Raw genomic sequence first — 18,365 nt, forward strand, 5'->3', positions numbered from 1 at the left:
CCCTCGGTTCGGGCGCGGCCCTTTGTGGTCGGGGGGAATGTCATGACATTCCGCACCCTCATCCTGCTTCTGTCGCTGCTGGTGGCACTGCTGTTCACCGCATCGCTGCTGATCGGTCCGGCGGGCCTTGGGCTGGGTGACAGCCTGCGCGCGCTGCTGGGGGGGCAGGGGCAGGCCGAGGTGCTGGTGATGCGTGAAATCCGCCTGCCGCGCGCCATTCTGGGGCTGATGCTGGGCGGCAGTCTGGGCCTGTCGGGGGCGGCGATGCAGGGATATCTGCGCAATCCGCTGGCCGAACCCGGGCTTATCGGCGTGTCATCCTCGGCGGCCTTGGGGGCGGTGATCGCGCTGCAAACCGGGCTGGCATCCGCCTTTGCGCTGGCGCTGCCGCTGGCGGCGCTGGCGGGGGCGGTGGGTGCGGTTCTGATCCTGCTGGCGCTGGCGGGGCCGCGCGGCACGGCGCTGGTGCTGATCCTGGCCGGGATCGCGGTATCGGCCTTTGCCGGCGCGCTGACATCGCTGGTGCTGAACCTGTCGCCCAACCCCTATGCCGCGTCCGAGATCGTGTTCTGGATGCTGGGGTCATTGTCGGACCGGTCGTTCACCCATGTCTGGCTGGCGGCCCCCTTCATGGTGCTGGGCTGGGCGATGCTGTTGCCGCTGGGGCGCGGTCTGGACGCGCTGACATTGGGCGAGGATGCGGCGGGGTCGATGGGTGTGGACCTGACGCGGTTGCGCCTGTTGCTGATATTTGGGGTGGCGTCCTGTGTGGGGGCGGGTGTGGCGGTGGCCGGCGCGGTCGGCTTTGTCGGGCTGGTGGTGCCGCATCTGCTGCGCCCGCTGGTGGGGGCGCGGCCGGGGCGGCTGATGCCTGCGGCCGCACTGGGCGGGGCGGCGATGCTGCTGGCCGCCGATATCGCCACCCGCCTGATCGCGCCGGAACGCGATCTGAAGCTGGGCGTTCTGACCGCGCTGGTCGGCGCGCCGCTGTTCCTGCATCTGATCTGGAAAACTCGGAGGCAGGGGATATGACCCTGCTGTCGTTACATAACCTGACGGTGCGGCGGGGTGAATGCCCGGTGGTGGATGGCGTGACGCTGACCGTCGCACCGGGCGAATTTGTCGGGCTGATCGGCCCCAATGGCGCGGGCAAGACCACGCTGATGCGCGCCGCCCTGGGCCTGTTGCCGTTCACAGGCGCCAGCAGCCTTGCCGCGCTTGCCCCCATGGCCCGCGCCCGCGCCGCCGCCTGGCTGCCGCAACAGCGCGAAATCGCCTGGCCGGTGACGGTCGAAACGCTGGTGGCGCTGGGGCGCATCGCGCAGCGCGACGGGGCCGAAACCGCCGCCGTCGATGCGGCACTTGCCCGGATGGATCTGACCGCGTTGCGCACCCGCATCGCCACGCAATTGTCGGGCGGCGAACAGGCCCGGGTGCTGATCGCCCGCGCGCTGGCGCAGGGCGCGCCGCTGTTGCTGGCGGATGAGCCGATCGCGGGCCTGGACCCCGCGCATCAGATCACCGCGATGCGGGTTTTTGCGGATCATGCGGATCGGGGCGGGGCAGTGGTGGCATCCCTGCACGATCTGGGGCTGGCCGCACGCCATTGCACGCGGCTGGTGCTGCTGGGGCAGGGGCGCGTGGTGGCGGATGGCGCGCCGCGCGAGGTGCTGACACAGGGTCATCTGGCCCGCGTTTTCGGCCTGCGCGCCTATTACGCCGACACCGCTGACGGCCCGGTCTTTCAACCGCTGGAGGCGCTGTGATGGCTTTTCCGCCCGAACGCATCGTCTGCCTGACAGAAGAAACCGTCGAGACGCTCTATCTGCTGGGGCAGGATCACCGGATCGTCGGCGTGTCGGGCTATGCGGTGCGCCCGGCGCGGGTGCGACGTGAAAAGCCGCGGGTGGGGGCGTTCACATCCGCCGATATCCCGAAAATCCTTGCGCTGAAGCCCGATCTGGTGCTGACATTTTCCGACCTTCAGGCCGATATTGCCGCCGATCTGATCCGCGCCGGTGTGGCGGTGCACGGGTTCAATCAGCGCGATCTGGCGGGTATTCTGGACATGATCCGCACGCTGGGCGCGCTGGTGGGGGTGGCGGGGGTCGCCGATACGCTGGCGCGCGGGTTTGAAACCCGGCTGGATGCCCTGCGCACCACCCCGCGCGCCCGTCGCCCGCGTGTGTATTTTGAAGAATGGGACGATCCGATGATATCGGGCATCGGCTGGGTGTCAGAGCTGATCGGGATCGCGGGCGGGGTCGATGTGTTTGCCGGTCTGTCGCGCGAACAGGCGGCCACAGGTCGGATCGTGACCCATCAACAGGTGATCGACGCAGCCCCCGATATCATCCTGGCGTCCTGGTGCGGGAAAAAGGCCCGGCCCGAAAAGATCATGGCCCGCCCGGGCTGGGACGCCATTCCGGCGGTGCGGGCGGGCCGGGTGGTTGAAATCAAATCCGCCCTCATCCTGCAACCGGGTCCGGCAGCGCTGAGCGACGGTCTGGACGCGATCGTGCATGCGCTGTGGGGGCAGGGATGAGGTGGGGCATCATCGCATCGGGTCTGGCCCATGGCGGGTTGGTGGCCGGGTTGCTGTTTGGCGGCGCCTTTCCCAGTAGCCGCCCCGACGCGCGCGCCGACAGCCCCGATGCGGTGCAGGTCGCCGTTATCTCAGGCGAGGCCTTCGCCGCCATGATCGCCCCGGCCTCGGCCCCCCGGATCCAGTCCGACGCACCTGCGCCGCTGGCCCCGGTGGGGGCCGATGGCACGCCCACGGTGGCGCAGCCTGCGCATCGGGCGCTGGCGATGGTGCGGCCCGCCGCACCAATGCCCGACAGCGCCCCGATCACCCCGGCCCGCGCCGATCCGCCCCCCCCGCAGAAAAAAACCGCCGCCCCGCCGCGCGCCGAAGCATCGGGTGGCGCGGCCAGCCGGGGCGGGGCGACCGTGACAGGCCAGGGCGGCAACAGCGCGCAGGCGGGGCAGGGGCGCGCATTGGCCGCCAGTTGGGGCGCGCAGATTCAGGCGCGCGTGGCGCGGGTGCACCGCGTGCCGCCCGCCGCGATCCGGGCCGGGATGGGCGGCGAGGCGCTGGTGCGCATCGTGATATCGCGCGACGGGCGACTGATCTCGGCGCAGTTGCGGCGCAGTTCGGGCCAGCCGGTGCTGGATCAGGCGGCGTTGCGGGCGGTGCAGCGCGCGCGCCTGCCGCGCGCGCCCGACGGGTTTGCACAGGAACAGGCGCAGTTCGACCTGCCGCTGGATTTTGCGGTGAATTAGGGGTAAATTGCGGACCCGTGCTGGATCAACCTTTCCTGAAATCGTAGCTGGGCCGTTCGCTCCGTTCACTTAGTCCGGACAGCGGTCCCGGACACGGCAACCATCATCATATTGTTTGAGCTGCCGGTCGAGATCGAATGATAGTCGATATCGACGGCGATCACAGCATCCGCGCCAAGTTCCGCGGCCTTGATCCGAAGCTCTTCAAATGCAGCTTCGCGTGCTTCTTCGAGCGTGTTTTGTACAACACCGCTGCGCCCTCCAAAAATGTCGCGAACATTCGCGAGTATATCTCGGAAGATATTCATACCCAGAACGACTTCGGTCGCAATGATACCGAGGCGAACGACATCGCCTATCGTTGCTTCGGTGGTAAGTGGTATCTGGGCTGCGTTTTTTCTGGTGCGCTCTTTGGCCACGGCCTCTGCGCGGCGCTCGGCATCAGTTTTTGAAGCGTCGATTTTCTTTTCCTCTTGAACGCATGAAGGACATTTCCCGTCCCTCATCTCCAAGAAGCCAAATCCTGACTTTCGGCACTTTGAACAACGAGCCAAGATCACTCTCCCTATATTTTCTGGTAGCATACTCAGCGGTACGTCGTGAGGCTGGAGCATAGTAATGGATTGCAATGACCTGCAAACTAAAATGGATGGACGACGTTCGGTATTCCTACGAAGCCGCGCCATCTATAGGCGATTACCCCTTACCTCGCCCGCACCATCGCCAGCGCCGCGCGCACCGTGGGGTCCAGCCCCGCGTCATCGTCCAGTGCCGCCAGATCGGCGCGCATTGTCGGGGCCCAGAAGTCGTTGATATGGCGCGCCGTGGCCTTCGCGGGGTCGGGCTCATGCGCCAGCGCAGCCGCGATCTGATTGGCCATGCGCACCAGTTTCTCAGCCGACATGACCTGCCCCTTTCATGATGATCCGTTCGGGATGGGTGAACACCTGAAACCCGTCGCCGCGCACCCCCGCCACCAGCGTCAGCCCCGCGCCCTGCGCCAGCCGCACCGCATGCGCCGTGGGGGCCGAGGCCGCGATCAGAACCGGCGCGCCCGCCAGAACCGCCTTTTGCACCATGTCGACCGATACCCGGCTGGTCAGCACCAATGCGCCGGTTGCGGTATCAACCCCGGCCCGCGCCAGCGCCCCGGTCAGCTTGTCCAGCGCGTTATGGCGGCCCACGTCTTCGCGCGCGGCCATCAGCCCGGCATCTGGCGTAAAGAACCCCGCGGCATGGGTGGCGCGCGTCAGATCATGCAGCGCCTGTGCCGCGCGCAAGCCACGCATCGCGGCACAGATCTGTGTGGGGGTCAGGCGCAGCGATCCGGCCGGCAGCACCGGCAAGGCCCGCACCGCCTGTTCCAGGCTGTCGATCCCGCACAGCCCGCAGCCCACCGGCCCGGCCATCATCCGGCGCCGCGCCGCCAGCCGGGCCTGTGCGGGTTCGGCCAGCCATATCTGGGCCTCGATCCCGTCGGGATGTGCGGAAACCGTTATCGATTCTATTTCACCAAGCCCTGTAATGATTTGTTCGGAAAGGGAAAAGCCGCAGGCGAAATCCTCCAGATCCGCCGGGCTGGCCATCATCACCGCCTGGGTGCTGCCATTATACGACAGCGCCACGGCAACCTCTTCGGCCAGGGTGCGGCTGATGCCTTGTGCCGCGCCATCCGTCATATCCTGCGCGGGCACGGCCAGATGGGCAGGCGCGATCATTCCGCCGCCGGGATGATGCGCCGGGCCCGCGCGGTCTGTTCGGCATAGGCGCGCTGCCAGTCGCTGGGCCCGTTGCTGGGGCTGACCTGCACCGCCGTGACCTTGTATTCGGGGCAGTTGGTGGCCCAGTCGGAATGGTCGGACGTCACCACATTGGCCTGCGTGTCGGGGTGGTGAAAAGTGGTATAGACCACGCCGGGCGCCACCCGGTCGGTGATCTGCGCGCGCAGCGTGGTTTCGCCCGACCGGGATGCCAGCCGCACCCAGTCGCCCGTTCGCAGCCCGCGCTGTTCGGCGTCATGGGGGTGAATTTCCAGCACATCCTGATCATGCCAGATCACGTTTTCGGTGCGCCGTGTCTGCGCGCCGACATTATATTGCGACAGGATGCGGCCCGTGGTCAGCAACAGCGGAAAGTGCGGGCCGGTTTTTTCGTCGGTGGGGATATATTCGGTAACCACGAAATTGCCCTTGCCGCGCACGAAACCGTCCATATGCATCACCGGCGTGCCGGTCGGGGCGTCACCGTTGCAGGGCCATTGCACAGACCCTTCGCGATCTAGAAGATCATAGGAAACGTTTGAAAAAGAGGGCGTTGTGGCAGCAACCTCATCCATCACCTGCGAGGGATGGCTGTAATCCCACCCCGCGCCCATCGCATTGGCCAGCGCCTGTGTCACCTGCCAGTCGGCCAGCCCGGCCTTGGGCGCCATCACCGCGCGCACCCGGTTGATGCGCCGTTCGGCATTGGTGAATGTCCCGTCCTTTTCCAGAAAGCTGGAACCGGGCAGAAACACATGCGCGTAATTGGCGGTTTCGTTCAGGAACAGGTCATGGACGATGACGCAATCCATCGCCGCCAGCCCGGCGGCGACATGGCGGGTATCGGGGTCCGATTGCAGGATATCCTCGCCCTGAACATAAAGCCCCCGGAAGGTGCCGCCCACCGCGGCGTCCAGCATGTTGGGGATGCGAAGCCCGGGTTCATTGTCCAGCGTAACCCCCCAAATTTGTTGGAAAACCTCGCGCGTCGGGTCGTCATGGATATGGCGATATCCGGGCAGTTCATGCGGGAACGATCCCATGTCGCAGGCACCCTGAACGTTGTTTTGCCCCCGCAGCGGGTTCACCCCCACGCCGGGCCGCCCGATATTGCCGGTGGCCATCGCCAGATTGGCAATCGCCATCACGGTGGTGGACCCCTGCGAATGTTCCGTCACCCCCAGCCCGTAATAGATCGCGCCATTGCCGCCGGTGGCATAAAGCCGGGCGGCGGCGCGCAGCTCGTGCGAGGGAACCCCGGTCAGCATCTGGGTGGCTTCGGGGCTGTGGCGCGGGTCGGCGATGAAACCCGCCCAGTCCTGAAAAGCGTCTATATCACAACGGGTTGCGATGAAATCCTGATCCACCAACCCTTCGGTGACGATCACATGCGCCATGGCCGACAGCACGGCGACATTAGTGCCGGGCGTCAGCGCCAGATGATGCGCGGCGGCCACATGCGGGCTGCGCACCAGATCAATGCGGCGCGGGTCGATCACGATCAGCCTGGCCCCCTGACGCAGCCGTTTTTTCAGGCGGGACGCGAAAACCGGGTGCCCGTCGGTGGGGTTGGCGCCGATCACCATCACCACATCGGCCTGTTCGACAGAATCGAAATCCTGCGTGCCGGCGGATGTACCAAAGGTGGTCTTCAGCCCGTATCCGGTGGGCGAATGGCAGACGCGGGCGCAGGTATCGACGTTATTGTTGCCAAAAACCGAACGGATCATCTTTTGAACCAGGAATGTTTCCTCATTCGTGCAGCGCGACGAGGTGATGCCCCCGATCGCGCCCACCCCATGCTGCGCCTGAATCGCGCGCAGGCGGGTGGCGGCGAACGCCAGCGCCTGATCCCACGATACTTCGCGCCACGGGTCGGTGATGGCATCGCGGATCATCGGCGACAGCACCCGGTCGGCATGGGTGGCATAGCCCCAGGCGAACCGGCCCTTGACGCAGGAATGGCCGCGATTGGCCTTGCCATTCTTCCACGGCACCATCCGCACCACGGTATCGCCCTTCATTTCGGCCCGAAACGAACAGCCCACGCCGCAATAGGCGCAGGTGGTGATGACCGCGTGGTCGGGCTGGCCCATGTCGATGATGGATTTTTCCTGCAAGGTGTCGGTCGGGCAGGCCTGCACGCAGGCGCCGCAGGACACGCAGTCAGAGGCCATGAAATCGACCCCCGCGCCGCTGGCCACCCGGCTGTCGAACCCCTTGCCAGTGATGGTCAGCGCGAAGGTGCCCTGAACCTCTTCGCAGGCGCGTACACAGCGCGAACAGACGATGCATTTTGCCGGGTCATAGCTGAAATAGGGGTTGCTGTCATCCTTTGGAATATAGCGCGCATTTTCAACGCTATCCGAGCGGGTTTGAAAGTGATTGTCGCCCGGCCCGTATCGGACGTCACGCAGGCCGACAACCCCGGCCATGTCCTGCAATTCGCAATCGCCATTGGCCGCACAGGTCAGGCAATCCAGCGGGTGGTCCGAGATATAAAGCTCCATCACGCCGCGCCGCAATTTGGCCAGTTTGGCGTTCTGGGTCTGCACGGCCATGCCATCGGCCACCGGCGTGGTGCAGCTGGCGGGCGTGCCGCGCCGGCCTTCGATTTCGACAAGACACAACCGGCACGACCCAAAGGCCGCCACGCTGTCGGTAGCACACAGCTTCGGGATCTTGACCCCGGCCATGGCGGCCGCGCGCATCACGCTGGTGCCTTGCGGCACCGTCACGGGGGTGCCGTCGATGGTCAGGCTTACCTGCACGTCTGACCGGGCGGCGGGGGTGCCGTAATCGGCATCGGGAATGATGAAATCCTTCATTCGGCGGCCTCCTGACCGGCGAAGTCGCCGGGAAAATGGGTCAGCGCGCTGAGAACCGGCATCGGCGTCAGCCCGCCCAGGGCGCAAAGCGATCCGTCGCGCATCGTATCACAAAGATCGGTCAGAATCGCGATGGCATCGCTGTCACCGGCGCGAATGCGGTCGATGGTTTCCACGCCGCGCACCGCCCCGATCCGGCAGGGCGTACATTTGCCGCAGCTTTCAACCGCGCAGAATTCCATGGCAAACCGGGCCTGCGCGGCCATATCGACGCTGTCGTCAAAGATCACCACGCCCGCATGGCCGATCAGCCCGCCCGCGCCGTCGAAGTCTTCATAGCCAAAGGGGGTGTCGAATTTGTCGCGCGGGAAATAGGCGCCGAGCGGTCCGCCGACCTGCACCGCGCGCACCGGGCGGCCCGTGGCCGTGCCGCCCGCGATGTCATCGACGATCTGGCCCAGCGTCAGGCCGAACGCGGCCTCATATAGGCCCGGATATCGCGCATTGCCGGCGATCTGGATCGGGACCGTGCCGCGTGATCGCCCCAACCCCTGGGCGGCATAGGCGGCGGCCCCGTTGGCCAGAATCCAGGGCACGGCGGCCAGCGTCAGCACGTTGTTGACCACGGTCGGGCGGCCCAGAAAACCCTCATGCGCGGGCAGGGGCGGTTTGGCCCGCACCACGCCGCGTTTGCCTTCCAGCGAGTTCAGCAGGCTGGTTTCCTCGCCACAGACATAGGCGCCGGCGCCCACGCGAACCGCAACCGTGAAATCCCCCAGCAGATCAGCCATGACATCAACGGCTGCCTGCATCACCTTGATCGCATGTGGATATTCCGACCGGATATAGACATATCCACGGCTTGCCCCCACCGCCAGACCGGCAACCGCCATGCCTTCGATCAGCACAAAGGGATCGCCCTCCATCAGCATACGGTCGGCGAAGGTGCCGCTGTCGCCTTCATCTGCATTGCAGATGATGTATTTCTGCGGGCCGTCAGCCCCCAGAACCGTGTTCCACTTGAGCCCCGTTGGAAAGCCCGCGCCGCCACGACCGCGCAGCCCGCTGTCGGTCACGGCCTGAACGATCTGCGCAGGCGTCATCGCCCGTGCGGCGCGCAGCCCCTCCAGCCCGCCATGGGCGCGGTAATCATCTAGCGACAGGGGATCGGTCAGCCCGCAGCGGGCAAAGGTCAGGCGCGTCTGCCCCGCGAAATAGGGAATGTCCTCGACCCGCCCCAGCGCCAGCGGATGCGCGCCGAACCCGGCATCGAACAGGCTTGCTACATCGCCGGGTGTCACCGGACCAAAACCGGTGCGGCCCGCATCGGCTTCGACCTCGACCAGCGGTTCCAGCCAGATCATGCCGCGCGTGCCGTTGCGGATCAGGGTCACGTCCAGCCCGCGCCGCGCGGCCTCGGCCAGAACGGCGGCGGCCACGGCATCGGCCCCCAGCGCCAGGGCGGCGGCATCGCCCGGCACATGGATGCGCAGCGTCATTCCAGCGCCCCGACGGCGGCGTCCAGCCGCGCAGGCGTGACCCGGCCCAGCACGTCGCCGTCCAGCATCGCGGCGGGGGCGCAGGCGCATAAGCCCAGGCAAAAGACCGGCTCCAGCGTCAGGGCGCCATCGGGGCTGGTTTCGTGCCAGTCCAGCCCCAGCGCCGCGCGCGCATGATCGGCCAGCGCGGTGCCGCCCATGGCCTGGCAGGCCTCGGCCCGGCAGAGCTTCAGAACGTGGCGTCCGGCGGGGGTCTGGTGGAAATCGGGGTAAAAGGTCGCGACGCCGTAAACCTCGGCCACGCCCAGGTTCAGCACATCGGCGATGGCGGGCAGGGCGGGGGCGGGCAGATATCCGAATTCGGATTGCACGGCATGAAGGATGGGCAGCAGCGGCCCTTCGGCCTCGGCCATGGCTTGGGCGATGGCGCGGCTGCGGGCGGCAATGGCGGGGTCGTCTTGCATCGGGCCTCCTGTCAGTGGTGCCACTGTGGCAGGGCTGTCGCGGCGGTTCAATTCGGAACTTGACGTAGGGCGGCGTCGCGGCCTTCCAAAGCCGATTAAAAACCGGGCGTAACGCGGGATCGAATGCCCGCATATTGGGCGCATGTGAAACCGGTGCCCCGGGGGCGATGTCGCGCATTGCCTTCCCCGAAGCGGGGCGCGACACGGGGCCCCAACAGCGCCTACGGGACAACGAATGACCAAGAAACTTTCCATCGTCGTGGTTGAGCAGGACCGCGAACGCGCGATGCTGATCGTGGACAGCCTGCGCGAGACCGGTGATTACGATATCTTCGTGATCGCCGAGGAAACCGGGCTGGCCCGCCGGATTTCCGAACGCAACCCCGATGTGGTGCTGGTCGATGTCGCCAATCCGTCGCGCGACATGCTTGAGGAACTGACGCTGGCTTCCAGCCCGATGGACCGGCCGGTGGCGATGTTCGTGGACCGCTCGGATGACGGCGTGACCAAGGCGGCGATCGAGGCGGGCGTGTCGGCCTATGTCGTCGATGGTTTGCGCGCCGACCGGATCAAGCCGATCCTTGATGCCGCGATCACCCGGTTTCACATGTTCGCCCGTATGCGGGCCGAATTGCAGGCCACCAAGCGGGCGCTGGAAGAACGCAAGGTCATCGACCGCGCCAAGGGCCTGTTGATGAAGGCAAAGGGCATCGACGAGGACGCGGCCTATGCACTGTTGCGCAAGGCGGCGATGGATCAGGGGCGCAAGGTGGTCGATGTGGCAGGGGCGCTTGTCACCGCGGCGGGGTTGTTGTCATGAGCGGCGTCACGCTGATGGCGGGGTTCATCCCGCTGGTCGATGCCGCTCCTCTGATCATCGCGCATGAGATCGGCTTTGCCGAGGAAGAGGGGCTTGCACTGGACCTGCGCCGCGCACCAAGCTGGTCGACCCTGCGCGACATGCTGGTGTTCGGGCAGATTGACGCGGCGCATATGCTGTCACCGGTGCCGGTGGCCATGGCGCTGGGCCTGGGGGGGATGGCGACGCGGCTGGACGCGTTGTCGGTGATGTCGGTCAATGGCAATGTGATCGGTGTGTCGCGCGCATTGGCCGACAAGATGCGCGCCGCGGGTCATGATTTCGATTTTGCCGATGCCCGCGCCGCCGGTCACGCGCTGATCGCGGCCTGTGGCGCACAGCCCCGCATCGGCGTGCCGTTTCCGTTCTCGATGCATGCCGAGCTGCTGTATCATTGGCTGGGCGCGCTGGGCGTATCGGCACCGCAGGCGCTGCGGGTCAAGACAATCCCGCCGCCGCTGATGGCGCAGGCCATGGCCGCGGGAGAGATAGACGCCTTTTGCGTGGGGGAACCCTGGGGATCCATCAGCGTGGAAAACGGCGTGGGCGAACTGCTGTTGCCGGGCGCGGCGATCTGGGCCTTTGCGCCCGAAAAGGTGCTGGCCGTGCGCCATGACTGGGCGCACGGCGAACCCGATCTGACACGCCGCCTGATGCGGGCGGTCTGGCGGGCGGGGCGCTGGCTGGGGCAGGGCGATAACAAGATGACCGCCTCGGAAATTCTGGCGCGCCCTGAATATGTCAATGTCAGCGCCGAGGTGATCGAACGCGCCCTGACCGGCCGTCTGGTGATATCGCCCCGCGGCGAAGCGCGCCAGGTGCCGGCCTTTCTGGAGTTCTTTGCCGGGGCGGCCACTTTTCCGTGGCGCTCGCAGGCGGCCTGGATCGGCAGCCGACTGGCCGCGCGCACCGGACTGGACCGCGCAACGGCGATTGCCGCCGCACGCGATGTCTTTCGCAGCGATATCTATCGCCACAACCTGCGCGACCTGGGGGCAGAGCTGCCCGGCGCCTCGGGCAAGGTGGAAGGATCGCTGCACGCCCCTGCCGCCGTTGCCTCGGAATCGGGCAAGCTGATTCTGACACCGGATGCGTTTTTCGACGGCCATATTTTTGATCCAGACGCGGCAAAATGACTAAAAATTAGCCGCCGCGATGCAGCATGACGCCTTCGCATCTGCAATATGGTCTTCGTTTGGCGCAAACCCTGCCAGCTTGGTTGACGTGGAATGGCACTGACGGCATGACTGGGTCATACGGTGAAACAAAGACGTTTTGCCGAACTATTCACCCTCATTGATGTGGGTATCCGGGCACAGCCGCCTGACCTTCCGCAAACTGCGGATATGGTCGGCGGCTTTTTGCGTTTTTCCGCCCCGTTCGGGGCCTTCGAACAAGGACCAGATCACAGATGAAAAAAGCACTTGCGATCCTGATTGCCAGCACATGTCTGACCGGGCCGGCCTTTGCCGAGATGCTGGCCGTAGAGAAAGACGAGCTGAAATTCGGCTTTATCAAGCTGACCGACATGGCGCCGCTGGCCGTGGCCTATGAACAGGGCTATTTCGAGGATGAGGGCCTGTTCGTGACGCTGGAACCGCAGGCGAACTGGAAGGTTCTGCTGGACGGCGTGATCGGCGGGCAGTTGGACGGGGCCCATATGCTGGCCGGTCAGCCGCTGGCCGCGACCATAGGATATGGCACGCAGGCGCATATCATCACCCCGTTTTCCATGGATCTGAACGGCAACGGCATCACCGTGTCGAATGCGATCTGGGACGAGATGAAACCCAACATCCCGGCCGGCGCCGACGGCAAGCCGGTGCACCCGATTTCGGCCAGTGCGCTCAAGCCCGTTGTGGACAAGTATCGCGCCGAGGGTAAGCCGTTCAACATGGGAATGGTGTTCCCGGTATCCACCCATAACTATGAGCTGCGCTATTGGCTGGCGGCGGGCGGCATCCAGCCGGGCTATTACAGCCCTGAAAACGTCTCGGGCCAGATCGGGGCCGAGGTACTGCTGTCGGTCACGCCGCCACCGCAGATGCCCGCCACGATGGAGGCCGGCACGATCTATGGCTATAGCGTGGGCGAGCCGTGGAACCAGGCCGCTGTCTTCAAGGGCATCGGCGTTCCGGTAATCACCGATTACGAGCTGTGGAAGAACAACCCCGAAAAGGTGTTCGGCATGACGGCCGAATTCGCCGAAGCCAACCCCAACACCACGCTGGCCGTCACCAAGGCGCTGATCCGCGCCGCAATCTGGCTGGATGAAAACGACAACGCGAACCGGATGGAAGCGGTCGAATTGCTGTCGCGGCCTGAATATGTCGGTGCCGACAAAGAGGTGATCGCCAATTCGATGACCGGCACGTTTGAATATGAAAAGGGCGACAAGCGCGCCGTACCCGATTTCAACGTCTTCTTCCGTTATAACGCGACCTATCCGTTCTATTCGGACGCGGTGTGGTATCTGACCCAGATGCGCCGCTGGGGCCAGATCGCCGAAGCCAAGCCCGACAGCTGGTATGACGAGGTCGCCAAATCGGTCTACAAGCCCGAGATCTATCTGAAGGCCGCCAAGATGCTGGTCGATGAAGGCCTGGCGGATGCGGCGGATTTCCCCTGGGAAAGCGACGGCTACAAGGCGCCGACCCCCGCCAGCGATGTGATCGACGGCATCGGTTATGACGGTAAAACCCCCAACGCCTATCTGGAAAGCCTGCCCATCGGGCTGAAGGGCAATCAGATGGTCATGGGCAACCAGATCAAGGGCTGAACCAAGCCGGGGCGCCTGTCCATGCGGCGGGCGCCCCAATCGGCCAAAACACGGACCAGTTTGAGGATATCACGATGACCGCGATCGACACCCAATCCCTGCCAGATCAGGCGAAAGAGGCCCGCCGCGCCCGGATGTTCACCCGGATCAACAAGGCCGATGGCTGGTTTCGCGTGCTGGGCCTGTCCTGGCTGACGCCGCTGTTGCGCGCCGCCGCCGGGGATAACCCGCGCGGGCAGTTGCGCGAAATCTGGCGGCTGCTGGGTATTCCGGTTCTGGCGATCGCGGCCTTTCTGGTGGTCTGGGGCCTGCTGGCGCCGACGGTTCAGACATCATTGGGGGCGATCCCCGGTCCGGCGCAGGTCTGGGAACAGGCGCTGGTGCTGAATGCCGATCATGTGCGCGAACGCGAAAAGGCTGCCGCCTTCTATCAGCGTCAGGATGACCGCAACGCCAAGCTGGTTGCCGAAGGCAAGGCCGATCAGGTGAAATTCCGCGACTATACCGGCAAGCCGACCTATTACGACCAGATCTGGACCTCGATCCAGACGGTTTTCTTCGGCTTCATGCTGGGCACGATCATTGCCGTGCCGCTGGGCATCCTGTCGGGGCTGTCGCCCACCGCCAATGCCGCGATGAACCCGCTGATCCAGATTTTCAAACCTGTCAGCCCGCTGGCCTGGCTGCCGATCGTGACCATGGTGGTGTCTGCCGCCTATGCCACCAATGACGGGTTGTTTTCCAAATCCTTCCTGACCTCGGCGATCACGGTGACCTTGTGTTCGCTCTGGCCCACGATCATCAACACGGCGCTGGGTGTGGCCAGCATCGACAAGGATCTGGTCAACGTGTCCAAGGTGCTGAAGATGGGCACCTGGACCAAGATCACCAAGCTGGTGCTGCCCTCGGCGCTGCCGCTGATCTTCACCGGGCTGCGCCTGTCGCTGGGTGTGGGCTGGATGGTGCTGATCGCGGCTGAAATGCTGGCGCAGAACCCCGGTCTGGGCAAGTTTGTCTGGGACGAGTTCCAGAACGGCAGCTCCAACAGCCTGGCCAAGATCATGGTGGCGGTCTTCACCATCGGGATCATCGGCTTTGCCCTGGATCGTCTGATGTTCGCGATCCAGTCGCTGTTCACCTTCTCGAACAATCGGTGAGCGCAATGGCAGTCTTCGAATTCAAGAACGTTTTCAAAAGCTTCGGTCAGGGCGATAACCGGTCTGAGGTGCTCAAAGACATCAACCTGTCGGTGGAAGAGGGCGAATTTCTGGTGCTGCTGGGCTTTTCGGGCACCGGCAAGACCACGCTGATCAACCTGATGGCCGGGCTGGACATGCCCACCAGCGGCAGCGTGACCTTCAAGGGCAAGCCCGTGACCGGCCCCGGCCCCGAACGCGGCGTGATCTTTCAAAGCTATTCGCTGATGCCCTGGCTGACGGTGGACGGCAATGTCAGCCTGGCGGTCGATACGATGTTCGCCAAACTGTCCCGCGCGCAGCGTAAGGCCAAGGTCGACAAATACGTCTCGATGGTCGGTCTGGGTCATGCCAAGACGCGCCGCCCGGCGGAACTGTCGGGGGGCATGCGCCAGCGGGTGAACGTGGCCCGCGCGCTGGCCATGGACCCCGAGATGCTGCTGCTGGACGAACCCTTGTCGGCGCTGGACGCGCTGACCCGCGCCAATCTGGCCGACGAGATCGAGGCGATCTGGGAGGCCGACAAGAAAACCTGCGTGCTGATCACCAATGACGTGGACGAGGCGATCCAGCTTGCCGACCGGATCATTCCGCTAAACCCCGATGGCACGCTGGGGGAACCGTTCAAGGTCGGCATCCCGCGTCCGCGCGACCGCGCCGCGATGAACCATGATGCCGCCTTCAAGCGGTTGCGCGCCGATGTCACGAAATACCTGATGGATGTCGGCATGGCCGCCAAGGTCGAGGAAACCCGCACATTGCCGGGCATCACCCCGATCCATGCCATGCCCAAAGCCTATGCCGAAGCATCGGCGACCGCGCCGGGAATGCTGGATGACCGCTATCTGCAATATTCGCAGCTTTGCAAGGTTTACCCGACCCCCAAAGGCCCGTTGACCGTCGTCGAAAACTTTGAACTGAACCTGAAAAAGGGCGAGTTTGTCTCGCTGATCGGGCATTCGGGCTGCGGCAAATCCACTGTTCTGACGATGACGGCGGGGCTGAACGGCATTTCCAGCGGCGCGATCAAGCTGGATGGTCTGCATGTCGAAGGTGCCGATCCCGAACGGGCGGTGGTGTTCCAGTCGCCATCCTTGTTCCCCTGGCTGACGGCCAAGGAGAATGTCGCGATCGGGGTGGACAAGGTCTATCCCAAGGCGTCGCAGGCCGAACGCCAGGACGTGATCGAATATTATCTGGAACGCGTGGGTTTGGGCGATGCGATGGACCGCGTGGCCAGCGATATGTCCAATGGCATGCGTCAGCGTGTGGGCATCGCGCGCGCCTTTGCGCTGTCGCCCAAGCTGTTGCTGCTGGATGAACCGTTCGGGATGCTCGATTCACTCACCCGCTGGGAGTTGCAAGAGGTGCTGATGGAGGTGTGGTCCCGCACCAAGGTCACCGCCGTCTGCGTCACCCATGACGTGGACGAGGCGATCCTGCTGGCCGACCGCGTGGTGATGATGACCAACGGGCCACAGGCCACGATCGGGCGGATCGTCAATGTCGACCTGCCGCGTCCGCGCACCCGCAAGGCGCTGCTGGAGCACCTGGATTACTATCAGTATCGCGCGCAGGTTCTTGATTTTCTGGAAGAATACGAACACGGCGCCAAGGGAAAATCTGCCGCCAAGGCATCGCCCAAAACCGCCGAGACCGGCAAAGAGGAGGCCGCATGATGGATGCAGCGCTCGACCTGCCCCTTCGCACCTTCATCGAGGTTGCCGAGGTCTGGGTGCCCAAGGACGGGCGACTGGTTTTGGAAAGCGGCAACTATGGCGCATTGGCCGATTTTGCCGCCGTGTCGGGGCAGGAAAGTTTTGCCAAGGGCGAAGGCCTGCCGGGCAAAGCCTGGGCCGAGGCGCGCCCGGTTGTCCTGAAGCAATTCGAAGGATCGTATTTCAAGCGCACGGATGCCGCCAATGCCGCCGGGCTGACCAGCGCCGTGGCGATTCCGGTTTTTGACGGCGATACGCTGCTGGCGGTGCTGACGGTGCTGTGTTCCGACAGCAAGGCCCGGATCGGCGCGATCGAGGTCTGGCATGAAAATGACGGGCTGCTGGTGCTGGACGATGGCTATTACGGGGCCGCCAGGCATTTCGAATGGGTATCGCAACACACCCAGTTTCCGCGCGGGCAGGGTCTGCCGGGGGCGGTGTGGTCGTCGAATACGCCGATTCTGATGCGCGATCTGGGCACAGGCTATCGCTTTGTGCGGTCTGAAAGCGCGGGCAAGGCCGGCTTGACCACCGGGCTGGGCCTGCCGATCCCGGTGCCGGGCGGCAAGACCTTCGTGCTGACCCTGCTTTCGGCGCTTGGCACGCCGCTTGCGCGACGGTTCGAAATCTGGGACGCGCGCGCCGCCAGGGTAGGCCGCGATGCCAGCAAGGCGGTTCTGATCGACGGCCTTTGTGAACGCAAGGGCAAGCTGTGGGACGAAGACAACCCGCCGACCGTCACTGCCTGGCAGGGCCTGATCGGGCGCGTGCTGGGCACCGGTTTGCCGCTGGCCGAGGGCGGCGGCGCGGCGGGGCTGGTCGCTGGTTATACGTCCGTCGTGGCGCTTCCCATTCATCACGGCGGCGAGCTGTCGCACATCGTCGCCTGGTATTGCTGAAAGGTTTGCGGGGCTGATGCTGCCCTTAGGTGAATGACGCAGGAAAGGAGAAAGCCGATGACGCCCGAACAGATTGATATGGTTCAGGAAAGTTTCGCCAAGGTGGTGCCGATCAAGGCGCAGGCGGCGGATATCTTCTATACGCGGCTGTTTCAGATCGCGCCGCAGGTCCGGCCGCTGTTCAGATCCGACATGGGCGAACAGGGCATGAAGCTGATGACGACGCTGGGCGTGGTGGTGAACGGGCTGCGCGATCTGCCCGCCATCGTGCCGGTGGCGCAGAAACTGGCCGTCGAGCACCGCGCCTATGGTGTCGAGGCCGATCATTACGACGCGGTGGGGGCGGCGCTGCTCTACACCCTTGAAACCGGGTTGGGGGACGACTTCACCGCCGATGTCGAAACCGCCTGGGCAACCGCCTATGACACCCTTGCCGGCGTCATGAAACAGGCCGCATATCCAACCGCGGCGGAGTAGGAATATGAGCTATTCAGCAGCAATACCCTTATGTGCAACATCGGCAAGTTTGCTCAGCGCATCGCCCAGCCGGTCTTCGAAGCCGCGTTTGTCGGGCGCGAACGGTGCCAGCATTTCCTTTGTGATGCCCAATGCCTGGGCCGCGCGGAAAATCTCTCTGCGCCGCAGGACGAAGCGGCTTGCACCAGTGGCGTACCGAAATCGGATACCCGCACAGCCCAGCGGGCTTCGTACTCAGACCATTCAGGGCTGAGTGCGTCGGGGGTTTCAGAGGGATCCGTCCATTCGGTCGGCATATCTGCGCCGTTCGCGTTTGTTGGCCTTTCGCAAAGATATAATGCGCATGCGCCCGCTTCGCAAAACATAAATGAGAATGTGAAGCCGCCCGTCGATCGGGGCGACGACCTGAATTCTGTCTTCGCCGTAATCGACCCGATCATCGGTACCGATCAAGGCCTGCGACCAGTCAATCCGGACTGCGATGCCAAAATCAATGCCGCGCGCCGCGATGTTTGCAGCGTTCTTGGCGTCGTCCCAGTCGAATTCGGTGTCCATCAGTCTAACCGTATGAAGCATTTTCAGAAAACGGTAACGCAACATC

19 protein-coding genes are annotated in these 18,365 nt (G+C 64.6%); 11 read left to right on the plus strand and 8 right to left on the minus strand.

Going from position 1 to position 18,365, the window contains the following annotated elements:
* Positions 1–42: 42 nt before the first annotated feature.
* From ACTCHC_RS11770 to ACTCHC_RS11785, 4 genes are read left to right on the plus strand one after another with little or no spacing between them, the layout of a single operon-like run.
* Positions 43–1,032, plus strand: coding sequence for a FecCD family ABC transporter permease (locus ACTCHC_RS11770; protein WP_463022688.1), 990 nt, complete (start codon positions 43–45; stop codon positions 1,030–1,032).
* The gene (locus tag ACTCHC_RS11775) at positions 1,029–1,766 is read left to right on the plus strand and encodes an ABC transporter ATP-binding protein (RefSeq protein ID WP_463022689.1); all 738 of its coding nucleotides are present in this window, start codon (positions 1,029–1,031) and stop codon (positions 1,764–1,766) included. Before ACTCHC_RS11770 ends, ACTCHC_RS11775 begins: the two co-directional genes overlap by 4 nt.
* A complete protein-coding gene (locus ACTCHC_RS11780) occupies positions 1,766–2,545 on the plus strand; it encodes a cobalamin-binding protein (protein WP_463022690.1) in 780 nt (259 codons plus the stop codon). The genes ACTCHC_RS11775 and ACTCHC_RS11780 overlap by 1 nt, the downstream gene beginning before the upstream one ends.
* Entirely contained in the window at positions 2,542–3,285 is a 744-nt protein-coding gene (locus tag ACTCHC_RS11785) for an energy transducer TonB (protein WP_463022691.1), read from the plus strand. The genes ACTCHC_RS11780 and ACTCHC_RS11785 overlap by 4 nt, the downstream gene beginning before the upstream one ends.
* 65 nt (positions 3,286–3,350) lie before the next feature.
* On the opposite strand, the gene ACTCHC_RS11790 is transcribed toward ACTCHC_RS11785, so the two are convergent.
* The 6 genes from ACTCHC_RS11790 to ACTCHC_RS11815 all read right to left on the minus strand — a co-directional run bounded on the left by ACTCHC_RS11790 (position 3,351) and on the right by ACTCHC_RS11815 (position 9,836).
* Positions 3,351–3,791, minus strand: coding sequence for a heavy metal-binding domain-containing protein (locus ACTCHC_RS11790; protein WP_463022787.1), 441 nt, complete (start codon positions 3,789–3,791; stop codon positions 3,351–3,353).
* A gap of 197 nt (positions 3,792–3,988) precedes the next feature.
* Complete coding sequence (locus ACTCHC_RS11795; RefSeq protein WP_463022692.1) at positions 3,989–4,189, minus strand: formate dehydrogenase subunit delta; 201 nt, start codon at positions 4,187–4,189, stop codon at positions 3,989–3,991.
* Positions 4,179–5,003 (minus strand): formate dehydrogenase accessory sulfurtransferase FdhD, encoded by an 825-nt coding sequence (fdhD, locus tag ACTCHC_RS11800; protein WP_463022693.1) that lies wholly within the window; start codon positions 5,001–5,003, stop codon positions 4,179–4,181. The genes ACTCHC_RS11795 and fdhD overlap by 11 nt, the downstream gene beginning before the upstream one ends.
* On the minus strand, positions 5,000–7,873 hold the full coding sequence (gene fdhF, locus ACTCHC_RS11805; RefSeq protein ID WP_463022694.1) for a formate dehydrogenase subunit alpha: 2,874 nt from the start codon (positions 7,871–7,873) through the stop codon (positions 5,000–5,002). Before fdhF ends, fdhD begins: the two co-directional genes overlap by 4 nt.
* Positions 7,870–9,366: an NADH-ubiquinone oxidoreductase-F iron-sulfur binding region domain-containing protein gene (locus ACTCHC_RS11810; protein ID WP_463022788.1), complete on the minus strand. Its 1,497-nt coding sequence runs from the start codon at positions 9,364–9,366 to the stop codon at positions 7,870–7,872. The genes fdhF and ACTCHC_RS11810 overlap by 4 nt, the downstream gene beginning before the upstream one ends.
* 2 nt (positions 9,367–9,368) lie before the next feature.
* Positions 9,369–9,836, minus strand: a complete 468-nt coding sequence (locus tag ACTCHC_RS11815; protein ID WP_463022695.1) for a formate dehydrogenase subunit gamma — start codon at positions 9,834–9,836, stop codon at positions 9,369–9,371.
* Between the two features lie 235 nt (positions 9,837–10,071).
* Here ACTCHC_RS11815 and ACTCHC_RS11820 point away from each other — a divergent pair, with 235 nt between their 5' ends.
* The 7 genes from ACTCHC_RS11820 (at position 10,072) to ACTCHC_RS11850 (ending at position 17,764) form a co-directional block, all read left to right on the plus strand.
* On the plus strand, positions 10,072–10,656 hold the full coding sequence (locus ACTCHC_RS11820) for an ANTAR domain-containing response regulator (protein ID WP_463022696.1): 585 nt from the start codon (positions 10,072–10,074) through the stop codon (positions 10,654–10,656).
* A complete protein-coding gene (locus ACTCHC_RS11825; RefSeq protein WP_463022697.1) occupies positions 10,653–11,831 on the plus strand; it encodes an ABC transporter substrate-binding protein in 1,179 nt (392 codons plus the stop codon). Before ACTCHC_RS11820 ends, ACTCHC_RS11825 begins: the two co-directional genes overlap by 4 nt.
* Positions 11,832–12,106: 275 nt before the next feature.
* Entirely contained in the window at positions 12,107–13,474 is a 1,368-nt protein-coding gene (locus ACTCHC_RS11830; protein WP_463022698.1) for a CmpA/NrtA family ABC transporter substrate-binding protein, read from the plus strand.
* A gap of 74 nt (positions 13,475–13,548) precedes the next feature.
* Positions 13,549–14,631, plus strand: a complete 1,083-nt coding sequence (locus ACTCHC_RS11835) for an ABC transporter permease (RefSeq protein WP_463022699.1) — start codon at positions 13,549–13,551, stop codon at positions 14,629–14,631.
* A gap of 5 nt (positions 14,632–14,636) precedes the next feature.
* Complete coding sequence (locus tag ACTCHC_RS11840) at positions 14,637–16,349, plus strand: ABC transporter ATP-binding protein (RefSeq protein WP_463022700.1); 1,713 nt, start codon at positions 14,637–14,639, stop codon at positions 16,347–16,349.
* Entirely contained in the window at positions 16,346–17,287 is a 942-nt protein-coding gene (locus ACTCHC_RS11845) for a GAF domain-containing protein (RefSeq protein ID WP_463022701.1), read from the plus strand. The genes ACTCHC_RS11840 and ACTCHC_RS11845 overlap by 4 nt, the downstream gene beginning before the upstream one ends.
* Positions 17,288–17,344: 57 nt before the next feature.
* The gene (locus ACTCHC_RS11850) at positions 17,345–17,764 is read left to right on the plus strand and encodes a globin family protein (protein ID WP_463022702.1); all 420 of its coding nucleotides are present in this window, start codon (positions 17,345–17,347) and stop codon (positions 17,762–17,764) included.
* Between the two features lie 9 nt (positions 17,765–17,773).
* On the opposite strand, the gene ACTCHC_RS11855 is transcribed toward ACTCHC_RS11850, so the two are convergent.
* Both ACTCHC_RS11855 and ACTCHC_RS11860 read right to left on the minus strand, forming a co-directional pair.
* Complete coding sequence (locus ACTCHC_RS11855; RefSeq protein WP_463022703.1) at positions 17,774–17,896, minus strand: hypothetical protein; 123 nt, start codon at positions 17,894–17,896, stop codon at positions 17,774–17,776.
* A gap of 135 nt (positions 17,897–18,031) precedes the next feature.
* Positions 18,032–18,319, minus strand: a complete 288-nt coding sequence (locus tag ACTCHC_RS11860) for a BrnT family toxin (RefSeq protein WP_463022704.1) — start codon at positions 18,317–18,319, stop codon at positions 18,032–18,034.
* Positions 18,320–18,365: the final 46 nt, after the last annotated feature.

Source organism: Actibacterium sp. (genome assembly GCF_055134745.1).